Annotated in this window: 14 protein-coding genes; 3 read left to right on the top strand and 11 right to left on the bottom strand. The window is 58.9% G+C overall.

The features are described from left to right. Positions 1–13: 13 nt before the first annotated feature. Positions 14–1,558: a Ppx/GppA family phosphatase gene (locus ACR0FB_RS07365; protein ID WP_171630901.1), complete on the top strand. Its 1,545-nt coding sequence runs from the start codon at positions 14–16 to the stop codon at positions 1,556–1,558. A 12-nt stretch (positions 1,559–1,570) separates the two neighbouring features. Here the strand turns inward: ACR0FB_RS07365 and ACR0FB_RS07370 are convergent, their stop codons facing one another. The 6 genes from ACR0FB_RS07370 to scpA all read right to left on the bottom strand — a co-directional run bounded on the left by ACR0FB_RS07370 (position 1,571) and on the right by scpA (position 7,034). Continuing rightward, positions 1,571–1,933: a hypothetical protein gene (locus tag ACR0FB_RS07370; RefSeq protein WP_371732205.1), complete on the bottom strand. Its 363-nt coding sequence runs from the start codon at positions 1,931–1,933 to the stop codon at positions 1,571–1,573. Between the two features lie 49 nt (positions 1,934–1,982). Further along, positions 1,983–2,984, bottom strand: a complete 1,002-nt coding sequence (locus ACR0FB_RS07375; protein WP_480490667.1) for an endonuclease/exonuclease/phosphatase family protein — start codon at positions 2,982–2,984, stop codon at positions 1,983–1,985. A gap of 4 nt (positions 2,985–2,988) precedes the next feature. Continuing rightward, the gene (locus ACR0FB_RS07380; protein WP_480619917.1) at positions 2,989–3,669 is read right to left on the bottom strand and encodes a TerB family tellurite resistance protein; all 681 of its coding nucleotides are present in this window, start codon (positions 3,667–3,669) and stop codon (positions 2,989–2,991) included. A 45-nt stretch (positions 3,670–3,714) separates the two neighbouring features. Next, positions 3,715–4,203 (bottom strand): N-acetyltransferase family protein, encoded by a 489-nt coding sequence (locus tag ACR0FB_RS07385; protein ID WP_480619919.1) that lies wholly within the window; start codon positions 4,201–4,203, stop codon positions 3,715–3,717. After that, complete coding sequence (locus ACR0FB_RS07390; protein ID WP_480619921.1) at positions 4,200–4,802, bottom strand: VOC family protein; 603 nt, start codon at positions 4,800–4,802, stop codon at positions 4,200–4,202. Before ACR0FB_RS07390 ends, ACR0FB_RS07385 begins: the two co-directional genes overlap by 4 nt. A gap of 105 nt (positions 4,803–4,907) precedes the next feature. After that, positions 4,908–7,034, bottom strand: a complete 2,127-nt coding sequence (gene scpA / locus ACR0FB_RS07395) for a methylmalonyl-CoA mutase (RefSeq protein WP_171630890.1) — start codon at positions 7,032–7,034, stop codon at positions 4,908–4,910. Positions 7,035–7,202: 168 nt separating this feature from the next. Between scpA and ACR0FB_RS07400 the strand changes: the two genes are divergently transcribed. Next, a complete protein-coding gene (locus ACR0FB_RS07400; protein ID WP_171362466.1) occupies positions 7,203–7,649 on the top strand; it encodes a DUF4174 domain-containing protein in 447 nt (148 codons plus the stop codon). Between the two features lie 76 nt (positions 7,650–7,725). Here the strand turns inward: ACR0FB_RS07400 and ACR0FB_RS07405 are convergent, their stop codons facing one another. Beyond that, complete coding sequence (locus ACR0FB_RS07405) at positions 7,726–9,774, bottom strand: acetyl-CoA carboxylase biotin carboxylase subunit (protein ID WP_171630888.1); 2,049 nt, start codon at positions 9,772–9,774, stop codon at positions 7,726–7,728. Between the two features lie 116 nt (positions 9,775–9,890). Continuing rightward, a complete protein-coding gene (locus tag ACR0FB_RS07410; RefSeq protein WP_152458720.1) occupies positions 9,891–10,094 on the bottom strand; it encodes a hypothetical protein in 204 nt (67 codons plus the stop codon). Between the two features lie 650 nt (positions 10,095–10,744). On the opposite strand from ACR0FB_RS07410, the gene ACR0FB_RS07415 reads away from it, so the two are divergent. Beyond that, on the top strand, positions 10,745–11,896 hold the full coding sequence (locus ACR0FB_RS07415) for a DcaP family trimeric outer membrane transporter (protein ID WP_480619923.1): 1,152 nt from the start codon (positions 10,745–10,747) through the stop codon (positions 11,894–11,896). Between the two features lie 86 nt (positions 11,897–11,982). Here the strand turns inward: ACR0FB_RS07415 and ACR0FB_RS07420 are convergent, their stop codons facing one another. The 3 genes from ACR0FB_RS07420 to ACR0FB_RS07430 all read right to left on the bottom strand — a co-directional run bounded on the left by ACR0FB_RS07420 (position 11,983) and on the right by ACR0FB_RS07430 (position 14,597). Next, complete coding sequence (locus ACR0FB_RS07420) at positions 11,983–12,336, bottom strand: hypothetical protein (protein WP_152458722.1); 354 nt, start codon at positions 12,334–12,336, stop codon at positions 11,983–11,985. 133 nt (positions 12,337–12,469) lie between these two features. After that, complete coding sequence (locus ACR0FB_RS07425; RefSeq protein ID WP_209832465.1) at positions 12,470–12,955, bottom strand: DUF6497 family protein; 486 nt, start codon at positions 12,953–12,955, stop codon at positions 12,470–12,472. Positions 12,956–13,064: 109 nt separating this feature from the next. Further along, positions 13,065–14,597: an acyl-CoA carboxylase subunit beta gene (locus ACR0FB_RS07430; RefSeq protein WP_171630880.1), complete on the bottom strand. Its 1,533-nt coding sequence runs from the start codon at positions 14,595–14,597 to the stop codon at positions 13,065–13,067. Positions 14,598–14,757: the final 160 nt, after the last annotated feature.

The following is a 14,757-nucleotide window of genomic DNA, read 5'->3' on the forward strand; positions in this document are numbered from 1 at the left end:
ATCTGGAAGGCACATGGATCAGACCGTCGAAACCGATATCCCGGATTGGGGAACAATCGGAAAGCCTCTGTTTGACAAACCGGACGCACGGGCGCTGTCGCGCGTCGGGGTTGTCGATGTCGGGTCGAACTCGGTCCGGATGGTCATTTTCGACGGGGCGGCCCGATCACCGGCTTATTTCTACAATGAAAAGGTCATGTGCGAACTGGGGGCGGGCCTGTCCGAAACCGGACGGCTGAACCCGCGAGGCCGCAAACGTGCCCTGGCGGCATTGCGGCGCTTCCAGCACCTGGCAATGGATCTGGATTTGCCCGGTTTGCATGTTGTCGCCACCGCTGCTGTGCGCGAAGCCTCGGATGGGCCCGAGTTCTGCGATCAGGTGCAGGCTGAAACAGGATTGCAAGTGGCCATCATTGACGGTGACGAAGAAGCCCGCCTGTCGGCACAGGGTGTCCTGTTGGGATGGCCCGGAGCTTATGGGCTGATCTGCGATATTGGCGGATCGTCGATGGAATTGGCCGAAATCGGCGGTGGTCAGGTCGGCCGCCGCGTGACCTCGCCGCTTGGGCCGCTGAAACTGCGTGACATCAAAGGCGGGCGGCGCGCGCGAAAAGCGCATATCAAGGAAACGATGGAGGATCTGCGCAATCAGATGGGCCAGCAGCGGGATCGTTTGTTTTTGGTCGGCGGCAGCTGGCGTGCCTTTGCGCGGCTGGACATGCTGCGGCGAGGCTATCCGCTGAACGTTCTGCATGAATACCGCATGACCACCAAGCAGGTGCGCGAGACGATCAAATACATCGAGAAACACGATCATGAAAAGCTGCGTACTCAGGCCGGCGTGTCCAGTTCGCGCATGGCGCTTATCCCTTATGCGATGGATGTTCTGGCGCGGCTGATCCGCACGTTCAAACCCAAAGATATCGCCATCTCGAGCTATGGTATCCGCGAGGGGTTGCTGTATGAGCAGATGCCGCAGGAAGTGCGCGACCGCGACCCGCTGATCGAAGCCAGCCGGTTCTCGGAAGCCAAGGACGCGCGCCTGCCCGGATTTGGCAGCAATCTCTATGATTTTGTCATCCCGCTGTTCAGATCCGCACCGCCCAGCAGGGTGCGCCTGATCAAGGCGGCCTGCCTGCTGCACGATGTAAGCTGGCGCGCACATCCCGATTATCGGGCCGAGGTGTGTTTCGACAACGTCACGCGCGCCAATCTGGGGGGCCTGAAGCACTCCGAGCGTGTTTTCATCGGATTGGCACTGCAACACCGCTATCGCAACAAACGGGAAGGCAACCGGTTCTCTCGGCTTTACGAATTGCTGGATGAGAAAAGCCAGAAACAGGCCGAAATTCTGGGCAAGGCCATGCGCTTTGGCGCGATGCTGTGGATGCACAAGGACGCCAATATGGGGCGCCTGAAATTCTATCCCAAAAAGCGGGAGTTGGAGCTATACCTGCCCGAAGCAGCAGCCCCCCTGTTCAGCGAAGTTGCCGAAGCGCGCCTGAATTCACTGGCGAACGCCCTGAAATCCGATACGCGCGTGATCATCAAGGGCTGACCATCGATCCGATCAGATATCAGTTGCCCCTTCGGGCAATTCTTCACTTTCATTTTCAGGCTCTGGCGGATCCTCGGCCTGTTTCCTTCGGATGATGATATCGCCATTGGGCAAGATCTCGGGCGCTTCATAAGCGCTCCAATCCTTGATCTCGGCCCCCAGCTCGGCCAGTGCGGGGCCCATTTCCCGCAAGAACGACTGCATTGCCGGGCCAAACTCATCCGCAAGGCCCAGCAGATCATCCAGCGCCGGTTCCATCTCCTTGCGCAGACCTTCGAAAAACAGCTCGGCCCCCTGCTCCATCAGGGATTTGCTGTTGTCTTCCTGCGAAAGGGCGGGCGCGGCGATGCCGGCAGTGATTATGCTGATCAGCAAAACGTGTTTCATAACTAGTATATAGCGCCCCAGCCGAAGGCGTGAAAGGTCACAGGTCGATGTCCAGTGTGACCGGGAAATGATCCGACGCCGTCAGCAGTGCCTGTCGCAGGTCCGGTGCGGACCAACAGGCCGCGTCGCGAAACGGATGCCAAATGCGCCAGGCCGGGCGGTATGCACGCAGATCCTGTGTAATCATTATGTAATCCAGAAGAGCCTCGAGAAACCTGCCTTCTTCCGGGCGGGCAAAGCGCGCCGTGGAGGGTATCGATCCCGGCCGAAAACCATGAGCCGTCACCGCGTGCGGGTCGAACAACCCAGCTTCCAGCAAAATCTCGACCGAAGAGCGGCCGAACAGATGCTCGAACTCATCCAGCCCGGGACCGTCGTTCAGGTCTCCCAGCAGAATGACGGGTTCCTGGCTGGCAACGTGCATCTCGACCCGCCTGGCAAGCCAGACCGCCTGCGCCAGTTGCTTGCGGCGGTTGGCAATCGAGATCCGGATCGCCTCGTCCCGCGACCCGGCCCCATGCGGAGCCTTGGATTTCAAATGAGCTCCGATCAGCCGGACGTCGTGGCCCGATTGCGTCGTCACCGCCAGTTCCATCGGTGGTTTGGAAAACCGCACCACATCCTCGGTCGCATCAATATCCAGATCGATTCTGAACGCACCATCGAACCGGGGGGCCAAGGGGTCGTCGATGTCACCCTTGGGATCATGACGCACGGCAAGAATGGTCCTGTCGTAGAGCAGCGCCAGCTCTTGATGGGTGTCGTTGGCAAACCCCATCACAGCGTCAGAGATGCGCAGATCGAACGCCTCGGCAAAGGTTTGCAGGGCCCGCACCGTATTCTGGCGTTTGCCGGTGTTCGGAGCCTCGACAATCAATACCGCATCCGCGTCAATCGCGGTCAGCACTTTTGCGATCGCCTCGACCTGTTGCGCCTTGGTGACATTATGCCGACCGGACCAGGTGTCATCGACAATCAGATGGTCGTTTTGATCAAAAAGATTGGCAAACCATTCGATATTGTAGGTCGCCAGCCGCATCCTGTCAGGCCCGCGCGCCGTTGATCTCATCCCAGGCGCGGTTGATGTCGATCATCTTTTTCTCGGCTAGTCTGATCGCCTCTTCCGGGACACCGCGCGCCATCATGGCGTCCGGGTGCGTTTCGCGGACCAGCCTTCGCCAGACTTTGCGGATATCGGGCAAAGGCATGTCCTGCGGCACACCCAGAACCGTGTAAGGATCCTTTGGCGCATCCGGCACGAACCGTGCCCGCAATGCTTTGAATTGAGCGTCGGACTGCCCGAATATCTTGCTCACTTCCTCCAAGAACGCGTTCTCATTGGGGTGGTAGAACCCATCGGCCATGGCGATGTGAAACAGCCCCTCCATCAGGTCGCAAAGCGTGGTGCTGTCTTCGGCGAACATCCGGGCGATCTTGCGGGCATAGTCCTGATACCCCGCCACATCCGTGCGCGCCATGTTGAAGACCCGCGCAGCATCTTCTTCGTCTTCGCGCGCGATCTGGAACACATCGCGGAAGGCAGTGACTTCATCTCGTGTCACCTGGCCGTCTGCCTTGGCCATTTTTGCGCCCAGGGCAATCACCGCAATCGTGAACGCCACCGATCGTTCCGGAGGTGTTCGCAGATTTTCAAAAACTGCGGCTAGGCTTTCGCCTTGGGCCAGCGCGCTGAGCGCATCGGATATGCGGGTCCAGATCGACATGGGCGTACACTAGCGTCACAATTCGGGACTGTCAGGTGCGACAGATCATTCAGGTGAAAGAATTTTCTGCATCAGCACAAGATCCAGCCATTGACCCCATTTGAACCCAACTTCGGGCATGCGACCAACCTGTGAAAAGCCCAGCGCCGCGTGAAACGCCACGGCGCCCGGATTGGCCGAGGAAATGCCTGCGACCAGCACATGCACCCCGTCGGTTCTTGCGGCCGCCTCAAGCGCCTGCATCAAAGCACGCCCAACGCCTTTTCCGCGCGCGTCCGGTGACAACTGGATCGAATGTTCGCGCGTTTGCGCGTATCCGGGGCCCGCGCGAAACGGGGCATAGGTGGCAAAACCAACAACTTGCCCATCATGTTCGGCGACTAGGAATCCAGTGCCCCGCTCCGTAATATCCTCGGTGATTTGCGTTGTGCTGCGCTCATCGGTCGTGAAGGTGATCAACGACTCACGAATGATCGCATTGGTGATCCTGGCGATTTCGGGCGCATCCGCCGCCATGGCCGGGCGAATGATCATTCCAGCACCCGGACCCCATGAGGCGTCTCGAACTCCGCCCTGAGCGCGGCCGGGCCGGTGTCGAACACCACCTGATCCAATGCACCAAGATGTCTGGCCAGCGTCAACGCATCCGGGTGGTACACAACCAAACGCCGCAGCCGACAGCCGCTGTTTTGCAGCATGTCGGCCGGGTGAAGATCGCCCTGCCATTCGATAAGGGCGGGAAACAGGTTGTCGAACGGCAAGCGCCCGGTTGGTGGAACCGCCATGCGCCACCGCAGCGCGCCTCGGGTCAGGTCGATCGGCTCTCCGGTGCCATCGGGGAAGATCGACAGTGTGGCCTCGATATCCTCGACCCGGCATATCCAGTTCGTCAAACGCGGGCCGCCCTGAAAACTGTCCAGATCGAACCATCGCGGCCTGCCCGGAGGGTGCGCCTGCGGATCGATGGAAATCGCTTCCAGATAGAGCCCATCCCTAAGACCCAGCAGCCTGTTATGTGTCCCGAATTTTTCGTGTTTCCCACCGGGTTGCAGCGCAACGCCAAGCGCCTGTTCGATATGCGCAGACGCTTCTTCAAGCGTTTCGCCCGCGACGGCCAGATGATCCAGTAACATGTGCCACCTCCTGCAAGTTAATGGCCAGACCCTTGCGGATCTGGCCGTATGTTTTCGCCAAAGAGGCACGATCACAAGATGATCTGACGAAAAACCCGACCTTCTTCAGCCGCGCGCTTCGCTGATCAGGCGCAGGATGTCCTGAGCGGCCTCGGGAATGTTGGTGCCCGGGCCAAAGATTGCCTTGACCCCATGATCATAAAGGAACTGGTAATCCTGTTGTGGGATCACCCCTCCGCAGATCACGATGATGTCCTCGGCCCCGGCCTTTTTCAGCTCTTCCACCAGTTGCGGAGCCAGTGTCTTGTGCCCTGCCGCCTGCGAGGAAATGCCGACCACATGCACGTCATTGTCCACTGCATCCTGCGCGGCCTCGGCCGGGGTCTGGAACAAGGGGCCAACGTCCACGTCAAACCCGATATCGGCGAACGCGGTGGCAATCACCTTGGCCCCACGGTCATGGCCGTCCTGCCCCATCTTGACCACCAGCAGACGCGGGCGGCGGCCTTCGGCCTCGGCAAACTCCTCGATGGATTTCTGGATCGCGGCAAAGCCTTCGTCGCCCTCATAGGCCGCGCCATAAACGCCGGCCAGGGTTTTCACTTCGGCGCGGTGGCGGCCGAATTCCTTTTCCATTGCCATGCTGATCTCTCCTACGGATGCGCGGGCACGGGCGGCCTCGACGGCGGCGGCCAGCAGGTTTCCGCCCTCTTGGGCAGCCTTGGTCAAAGCGTCCAGCGCCTGTTGGCAAGCGGCTTCGTCACGGGTCGCACGGATACGTTCCAAACGCGCGACCTGCGCTTCGCGAACCGCCACGTTGTCGACGTCCAGAATGTCGATCGGATCTTCCTGTTCCTTGCGATATTTGTTGACCCCGACGATCACCTCTTCGCCACGGTCGATCATGGCCTGGCGGCGCGCGGCGCTTTCCTCGATGCGCAGCTTGGGCATACCACTGGCCACGGCCTTGGTCATGCCGCCCATTTCCTCGACCTCTTCCATCAGGGCCCAGGCTTTCTCGATCAGCTCATTGGTCAGGCTTTCGACGTAATAAGACCCCGCCAGCGGGTCGACCACATCGGTCACGCCGGTCTCTTCCTGCAACACCAGCTGCGTGTTCCGGGCGATACGCGCCGAAAAGTCGGTGGGCAGCGCAATCGCCTCGTCCAATGCGTTGGTGTGCAACGATTGAGTCCCGCCCAGAACCGCGCTCATCGCCTCATAGGCGGTGCGGATCACGTTGTTGTAAGGATCCTGTTCCTGCAACGAAACACCTGACGTCTGGCAGTGGGTGCGCAGCATTTTTGACCGTTCAGATTTCGCGCCGAACTCGGTCATGACCCGGTGCCACAGCGTGCGCGCGGCGCGCAGTTTGGCGATCTCCATGAAAAAGTTCATGCCGATGGCAAAGAAGAACGACAAACGGCCTGCGAACTTGTCCACGTCCATCCCGGCCTGTGTCGCTGCACGGACATATTCGCGCCCGTCGGCCAGGGTATAGGCCAGCTCCTGCACCAGATTCGCGCCGGCCTCTTGCATGTGATAGCCCGAGATCGAGATCGAGTTGAACTTGGGCATCTCGTTCGAGGTATACTCGATGATGTCCGAGATGATCCGCATCGAGGGCTCGGGCGGATAGATATAGGTATTTCGCACCATGAATTCCTTCAGAATGTCGTTCTGAATGGTGCCGGACAGAACCGATTTGTCGTGCCCCTGTTCCTCTCCTGCCACGATGAAGTTCGCCAGAATCGGGATCACCGCGCCGTTCATGGTCATCGAGACCGAGACCTGATCCAACGGAATGCCATCGAACAGGATTTTCATGTCCTCGACACTGTCGATGGCCACACCGGCCTTGCCCACGTCACCGACGACACGCGGGTGGTCGCTGTCATAGCCGCGGTGGGTGGCCAGATCGAAGGCAACCGACACACCCTGCTGGCCCGCCGCCAGGTTGCGGCGATAGAAGGCGTTGGATTCTTCGGCGGTCGAAAAGCCCGCATATTGACGGATCGTCCACGGACGGCCGGCATACATCGTGGCTTTCACACCGCGTGTAAACGGACCAAAGCCCGGCAGCGAACCCATATGCGGCAAACCAGCGGTGTCTTCCTGCGTATAGAGCGGTTTGACCGCAATGCCTTCCAGCGTCTCTTTGGTCAGGTCGTCCAGCGGACGCCCGCGCAGCTCTTTCTCGGCCAGCGCTTTCCAATCCTTGGTGTCGGTCATTTCGGTTTCCTCTTGTCAATTCGGATGGCGGCAGTCGAAAGCTTCCGCATTGAGGTCTTGCGCTTGGCCGTTTCATTCAGCCGCAAGCGCGACATTTTGAGTGTATGGTACAAATCGTCGGTCGCAATCGGTGTCACAGAGGCTATATTCAAAGGAACAGGAGGCCACATGACACGCACGCTTGCCTTTGTTTTCTTGGCACTAATCCCGATGTCTGTCTGGGCGGCGGATGGCACGGCGACGACGGATGACAGTTTTGTCCGCCCGGTGGGTGACAGCGAACTCAGCGAGTTTCTTTGGGTCAACCGACCTATCGTAGTCTTTGCCGACACGCCGGCGGACCCGCGGTTCCAGCAACAGATCGACATGCTGGTCGAGGGCGAAGCCGCAATGCGTGAGCGTGACGTGGTGGTTCTGACCGACACAGACCCATCGGCGCGGTCTCCGATCCGGTCACAGCTGCGCCCGCGCGGGTTCCAGATGGTATTCGTCGACAAGGACGGCGTGGTCAAACTGCGCAAACCTTCTCCGTGGAGCGTGCGCGAGATTGGCCGGTCCATCGACAAGACCCCCCTGCGCGAACGCGAAATCCGCGATCGGCGCGAAGGCGGCTGACCGCTTTCGCCACCCCGAAAGGCCCCGGCACAGAATGCCGGAGGCTTTGATGGGTATGGCAAAAGCGCGGTCATGATCACTCGAACTCGATGATCACTTCGTCCACGGCGAGACTGTCGCCGGGGCCTGCATTGATCTTGGCAACGATGCCCTTCTTCTCGGCGCGCAGGATGTTTTCCATCTTCATCGCCTCGATGGTGCACAGCGCTTGACCTTCCTGCACCTCCTGCCCCACTTCGACGTCGATCTTCACGACCAGGCCGGGCATCGGGCACAGCAGCATTTTCGAAGTGTCCGGCGGCAGTTTTTCAGGCATCAGCCGCGCCAGTTCGGCCTGACGCGGGGTACGTATCTGCACCTTGAGATCCGCGCCGCGGTTACGGATGCGGAACCCGCCCGAGATCTTGCCCACCTTCATGACCAGCGGCGCTTCATCGACCGTCATGACGGCAAGTTGATCACCCGGTGTCCAATCACCCGTCACCCGCATTTCCTGACCGTCGTCAAACCTGATCGTGGCCCCATCCTGATCCGCGTTGACCTTGACGGGCCATTGGATCTCGCGCCCGAAGGAGACAACCCAATCGGTGCCGACCTTGCGTTCATGATTGTCCATCCGGCCCGACACGCGGGTCCGGCGAATTTCTGCGACGCGATGCATGGCTGCACAGGACGCTGCAATCCGGCGCAGGTCTGCCTCGGCCAGTTCGACGCCCTCGAACCCGTCGGGGTATTCCTCGGCGATGAAGGCCGTGGTCATATCACCGCTGATGAATTTCGGATGATCCATCACGGCGGACAGGAACGGCAGGTTGTGGCCAATGCCTTCAACCTCGAAACTGTCCAGCGCCACGCGCATCGCCTCGATCGCCTGATCACGGGTCGGAGCCCAGGTACACAGTTTGGCAATCATCGGGTCGTAATACATGCTGATCTCACCGCCCTCATAGACGCCGGTGTCATTTCGAACAGCAACATCGCCTTCGGGCGCATCCCCCTGCCATTTGCCGTTGGCCAGCATCGGTCCGGCTGCCGTCTCCTGCGGCGGGCGATACCGGGTCAGACGGCCAATCGAGGGCAGGAAGCCGCGATACGGATCCTCGGCGTACAGGCGGTTTTCGATCGCCCATCCGGTCAGTGTCACGTCGTCCTGCGTGATCGACAGCTTTTCACCCGCTGCTACGCGGATCATCTGTTCGACCAGATCAACGCCGGTGATCAGTTCGGTGACAGGGTGTTCAACCTGCAAACGCGTGTTCATTTCCAGGAAATAGAAGTTCTTTTCACCGTCAACGATGAACTCTACCGTTCCCGCGCTGGAATAGCCCACGGCCTTGGCCAGGGCCACCGCCTGTTCCCCCATGGCTTTGCGTGTCGCTTCGTCCAGAAACGGCGACGGCGCCTCTTCCACGACTTTCTGGTTCCGGCGCTGGATCGAGCATTCGCGCTCTCCCAGGTAGATGCCGTTTCCGTGACTGTCGCACAGAACCTGAATTTCGATGTGACGCGGTTGGGTCACGAATTTCTCGATGAAGATCCGATCATCCCCGAACGAGCTTGCGGCTTCGTTCTTTGACGACTGAAAGCCCTCGCGCGCCTCGTCGTCATTCCACGCGATCCGCATGCCCTTGCCGCCGCCGCCGGCGCTGGCCTTGATCATGACAGGGTAGCCGATCTCGTTCGAGATTTTGACCGCCTCTTCCGCGTCTTCGATCAGCCCCATGTATCCGGGTACCGTCGACACATTCGCGTCCTGCGCGATTTTCTTCGAGGTGATCTTGTCGCCCATCGCCTCGATCGCGCCTTTCGGAGGACCGACGAAAACCACACCTTCGGCTTCCAGCGCCTCGGCAAACTTGGCGTTTTCGGACAGGAAACCATAACCGGGATGGACCGCCTGCGCGCCGCTCTGGCGGATGGCGTCCATCACCTTGTCGATAACGATATAGGACTGGTTTGCAGGTGGCGGGCCGATATGGATGGCTTCGTCCGCCATCGACACATGCAGCGCGTTCTTGTCCGCGTCCGAGAAAATGGCGACGGTGCCGATACCCATCTTGCGGGCGGTCTTGATAACCCGGCAGGCGATCTCGCCCCGGTTGGCGATCAGGATCTTATTGAACATGGAACGTCCTTTGGCTTGGTGTTCTGGAAACGCAAAACGCCGCCGCAGGGAACAATCCCCACGACGGCGTGATGCGCGATGACGGGCGGGACGACATGCGCCCCGCAAAATATGCGTTAATTACAGGTGTTCTGTGTCTTGCAGTACAGCACGTTGCCCGCCGCGCCGACGGCTGCGCCAAACAACGGGTCCGCGTTGAGGACGGCCGCCCCCACTGCCCCGGCACCGCCGCCGAGGATTGCCTGTTCGCCCGTGGTGTCTCCGCAGGCGGCCAGACCCGCGCAGGTCGTCGCAACAAGGATGAAGCGTGAGAATCGCATAGTATCTGCCCTTTTTGGTTTCTTGGTCCTTTTCGGGTCAGATGCGCGAAACACACCCTGTTATTCAATATCAACGGACGCGCCGGCGATTTTTGTGCGGGATTTTGCCTCTTTTTGTCCGTGACAGGCAAAAAGAAAAACGCGGACAGGACTATGTGGGGAACACAAGCCTGCCCGCGCAAGGAAGGGGTACGGAATAGTAGGTGCATGTGCGGCGCAGGCAAAGTAGAGCCGCACGGCTCATCCAGTTTGCACAGCACAATATTGCCGGCAAACACAGTATTGTTTCCAATCGGGATTTCGGCTGGAATCTGCCCACACCCGGAAATGCCGCGCAACTTCGCGCCTATACCGGTTCGATACTGCTCGGGCGTTTGAGGCCGCTTTACCGTCACAGTTTCGTGACAGATCAAGCCGCTTCCCGCGCGTTTCGCGGTTGCAGCATCACGACTCTCGGTCAGCGTTGGACATACAGAACCGCCTTGCGCCAATGCGTTATCCAAGCGGCTCAAGACGTCGTGTTTCAGCGCAGTAAAAAACACACATTTACTTGAAAAATCAAAGCGTTCACTTCCCATTCTCGTGATTTCCCAAGGTTTGCACCTCGTGAAACGGTCCTTGTGCACACTCGCACTCAAAGGAACACCCACATGACGAAGACTAGAAAAAAGGCACTCCTGCTTGCTGCCTCTGCGCTTTGTGTGACCAGCACGCTTGCCTTTGCTCAGGATGCCCAAACCCAAGCCGAACTTGACGCCTTGCGCGCCCGGGTCGAGGCGCTGGAATCCGCCAGTGCCAGCCCTGCCAACGGTGACTTCCGCATCGGTAACACCGTTCTGGACGTTTATGGCTATGTAAAGGCCGACTTCTTCTACGATTTCGAGTTCGATCAGGGCGACACGGCGTTCGTGAATGTCATTGGGGAACCGTCGGCCGCGACCGATGGTACATTTGGTGCCACCGTCCGCCAATCGCGGATCGGTCTGCGCACCACCACCCCAAGCGGTATCGGCGATATCGGCGGACAATTGGAACTGGATCTGTTCGGTTCCGGCGGAACGGCCGAATTGCGTATACGCCACGCCAATATCACCATCGGTGACAACTGGCTGATCGGACAGACCTGGACCAACTTCATGCCGCTGGACACCTACCCGACCTCGGTGGAATTCAACGGCCCCGTTGGTATCCCTTTCGCACGGGTTCCGCAGGTTCGCTATACCAACTCTTTCGGAACGAACACGTCCTTCGCCGTTTCGATCGAAGAGAATGTCGGCGGTTCGAACTCGGACGATCCGGTTTTGACCGCATCCGCCGAATACAATGACGGGACTTATGTCGCACGTGTGTCCGGCCTTTATGGCAAGGCGGAATCCGGCAATGTCGAAGTTGATCAGACCGGGTTCACGATATCCGGCTCGGTTCGCCCATGGCAGGGCGGTCTGTTCCAGGTCAACTATGTGAACGGCGAGGCACTCGGCCCGTACCTGATCGGCCTTGGTGATCCCATCGTGAACGACCAGGCCAATGACGTGGATGGATACACCATCGAATTCCGGCAGGATCTGAGCCCGAAATGGAATGTTGGCATTGCATACGGCAAAGAAGACTATGACCTGCCGACCTCGACCGGAACCCTGTCGTTTACCGAACTGGAAACGATCCACGTCAACGCATTTTACAAGGCAACCGAGGATCTGACACTCAGCGCCGAGTACATCTATGGCGAACGGAACGACGCGCCGACCGGCAGAACCTTTGACGGAAGCCGCGTTCAGCTGGCCGCTCAGTTGAACTTCTGACGCCGCACACGGATCCTGCCCGGTTTCGGGCAGGGTCATCCCGAAACCGGTCTTGAAGGGCTGATATGCGGCGGCCTGGATCACGATCAGCCTGTCCCGTCGATTACGTCGGGAAAGGACGCACGGGCGGCGTCCACATCGATCACCAGCATCGCGTCATAGCTGGCCGGATCAAAAGGATCTTCCGCCGGGATGACTTCGCGCCCAAAAAGCCAGCTGAGACGTCCGGCATCCAGGTTGCCCCTCTCGAACGGCTGATCGCCGAAATGCGCCCAAAGGGCCTCCATGAAGGCGGCATCGGCACGTTTGTCCGCCGGTTTGCGATCCCGGAACCGTTCCCGCCGCGTCAGCGGCGTCACACCCTTGGGATTGGCGCGGCGAATAGTGAACTGAAAATCGGTGCCTGAAAGACGCCCTGGAAACCCGCGATGTTTCAGCATGGCGACACTCCACAGCTTTGTTTTGCAGTCAAAAATAGTTCGAACCCGAACTTGGATGGGATCATGTTGCGCACCTCCAAAGCCGCACCGTTGGTCTGAGAAGCTTTGACGTCATGACAGCGTGAGTTCATGGTCAAAGCCCTTCCCAGATACACCGGGACTGCTCCAGCCGGTAGGCTTCAAAATACTGTGTCGCGTCCGGAGCGGTGTCGCCGAATTCCACCGGGCGATCAGACAGGGAAATGACAACTCTGGATGGCTGCAATTCGTGCAGAGCCACATAAGGAACGGCAAGAACCTGGCACAGATGCTCCATATCCCTGGACGCCACATCATAGCCGATCCGTCCCACTGATGCTCCGATCTTCGGGGCGACAAATCGAAAGCGCACCCAAAGCTCACCGGGGTTGTTGTCCAGCAGGACATCGCTCAGATGCACGGGCTGACCGGACGGTACCGGCAACGAACTGTCTGTCTGGGCAAAAACAGGAGCGCCGAGCGCGCACAATACCAGACATATGGCACGATCCCGGACCCACCGAAGGCAGGCTCCTCCTTCCGGGATCGCGCGCGCAGTGCTTTTGGCCTGCGCGGTTCTATGTCTGACGGGTCGGATCATTCAACTATTTGTCGCTTTTTGTCAATTCCGCCGCAATTTTGAGCATTTCCTGCTCAGAATCGGACTACCGGTGCCAACAACCGGGGCGGACAACGCCGCCCCGAATGGGTCAAAGCGGAATATTGTCGTGCTTTTTCCATGGGTTCTTAAGCTGTTTGCCGCGCAAACTGGCAAAGGCTCTGGACACGCGCCGGCGGGTCGAATGCGGCATGATGACCTCGTCGACGAACCCGCGTTCGGCGGCGACAAAGGGGTTTGCAAACCGATCTTCATAATCGGCGACATGCTGTGCGGTCTTTTCCGCATCATGCAGATCTGCCCGGTGAATGATCTCGGTTGCACCCTTGGCACCCATCACCGCGATTTCGGCAGTCGGCCAGGCATAGTTGAAATCGCCGCGCAGGTGTTTGGACGCCATAACCACATAGGCACCGCCATACGCCTTGCGCGTGATCACCGTGACCTTGGGCACGGTCGCCTCGCCATATGCATAAAGCAGCTTTGCGCCGTGCTTGATCACGCCGCTATATTCCTGCTGTGTGCCCGGCAGAAAGCCCGGCACATCGACAAGCGTCAGGATCGGAATTTCGAAACAGTCGCAGAACCGCACGAACCGCGCCGCCTTGCGCGAACTGTCGATATCCAGACATCCCGCCAAAACCATCGGCTGGTTCGCCACCACACCTACGGTCTGACCTTCCAGCCGGATAAAGCCGGTGATGATGTTCTTGGCGAAATCTTCCTGAATTTCGTAGAAATCGCCTTCATCGGCTATTTTGGTGATGAGTTCCTTCATGTCGTAGGGCGTGTTCGGATTGTCCGGAACCAGAGTGTCCAGCGAATCCTCGATCCGGTGAGGGTCATCAAAGAACGGGCGCACCGGAGGTTTTTCGCGGTTGTTGAGCGGCAGGAAATCCACCAGACGGCGCACTTCTGCCAATGCTTCCACATCGTTTTCGAACGCGGCGTCGGCGACCGAGGACTTCTTGGTGTGGGTCGAGGCGCCACCCAGTTCTTCAGCCGTTACAACCTCGTTGGTAACCGTTTTGACCACGTCGGGGCCCGTCACGAACATGTAAGACGAGTCTTTGACCATAAAAATGAAGTCAGTCATCGCGGGGCTGTAAACCGCACCGCCGGCGCATGGGCCCATGATCACGCTGATCTGCGGAACCACCCCCGAGGCCGTGATGTTGCGCTGAAACACTTCGGCATACCCGGCCAGCGAAGCCACGCCTTCCTGGATTCGCGCACCGCCCGAATCGTTGATTCCGACAATTGGTGCTCCGTTTTGCACCGCCATATCCATGATCTTGCAGATCTTCTGGGCATGCGTCTCGGACAGCGACCCACCAAAGACCGTAAAGTCCTGGCTGAACACATAGACCATGCGGCCGTTGATGGTGCCCCAGCCGGTGACAACGCCATCACCTGCAGGTTTTTGTTTTTCCATTCCGAATTCGGTGCATCGATGACTGACGAACATGTCGAATTCTTCAAAGCTGCCCTCATCCAGCAACAACTCGATCCGCTCTCGCGCCGTCAGTTTTCCGCGCGCATGCTGGGCATCAATCCGCCTCTGCCCGCCGCCCAGTCGTGCGTCGTTGCGGCGGTTTTCCAACTCGGAAAGGATGTCTTTCATGACGATTATCCCCTGTAAAATTTGCCGGGACCCTACCCCTTTGCGCCTCTCATCCAAAGCCCTTTTCGGCAAATTTGCAAATATTCAGCAACAACAATCTGGATAACTGTAAACTTGCAAAGTCTCTTATTGAGATCGCTGGATTGCTGGCAATCCCAAA

The sequence above is a fragment of the Ruegeria sp. P10 genome, assembly GCF_056534925.1.

What these genes read in the sequence shown, in the direction of transcription:
- ACR0FB_RS07425 (WP_209832465.1), bottom strand. Translation starts at nt 12,955, where the DNA reads ATGATCCGACCCGTCAGACATAGAACCGCGCAGGCCAAAAGCACTGCG.
- ACR0FB_RS07405 (WP_171630888.1), bottom strand. Translation starts at nt 9,774, where the DNA reads ATGTTCAATAAGATCCTGATCGCCAACCGGGGCGAGATCGCCTGCCGG.
- ACR0FB_RS07365 (WP_171630901.1), top strand. Translation starts at nt 14, where the DNA reads ATGGATCAGACCGTCGAAACCGATATCCCGGATTGGGGAACAATCGGA.
- ACR0FB_RS07400 (WP_171362466.1), top strand. Translation starts at nt 7,203, where the DNA reads ATGACACGCACGCTTGCCTTTGTTTTCTTGGCACTAATCCCGATGTCT.
- ACR0FB_RS07385 (WP_480619919.1), bottom strand. Translation starts at nt 4,203, where the DNA reads ATGATCATTCGCCCGGCCATGGCGGCGGATGCGCCCGAAATCGCCAGG.
- ACR0FB_RS07375 (WP_480490667.1), bottom strand. Translation starts at nt 2,984, where the DNA reads ATGCGGCTGGCGACCTACAATATCGAATGGTTTGCCAATCTTTTTGAT.
- ACR0FB_RS07415 (WP_480619923.1), top strand. Translation starts at nt 10,745, where the DNA reads ATGACGAAGACTAGAAAAAAGGCACTCCTGCTTGCTGCCTCTGCGCTT.
- ACR0FB_RS07390 (WP_480619921.1), bottom strand. Translation starts at nt 4,802, where the DNA reads ATGTTACTGGATCATCTGGCCGTCGCGGGCGAAACGCTTGAAGAAGCG.
- ACR0FB_RS07380 (WP_480619917.1), bottom strand. Translation starts at nt 3,669, where the DNA reads ATGTCGATCTGGACCCGCATATCCGATGCGCTCAGCGCGCTGGCCCAA.
- ACR0FB_RS07430 (WP_171630880.1), bottom strand. Translation starts at nt 14,597, where the DNA reads ATGAAAGACATCCTTTCCGAGTTGGAAAACCGCCGCAACGACGCACGA.
- ACR0FB_RS07420 (WP_152458722.1), bottom strand. Translation starts at nt 12,336, where the DNA reads ATGCTGAAACATCGCGGGTTTCCAGGGCGTCTTTCAGGCACCGATTTT.
- scpA (WP_171630890.1), bottom strand. Translation starts at nt 7,034, where the DNA reads ATGACCGACACCAAGGATTGGAAAGCGCTGGCCGAGAAAGAGCTGCGC.
- ACR0FB_RS07410 (WP_152458720.1), bottom strand. Translation starts at nt 10,094, where the DNA reads ATGCGATTCTCACGCTTCATCCTTGTTGCGACGACCTGCGCGGGTCTG.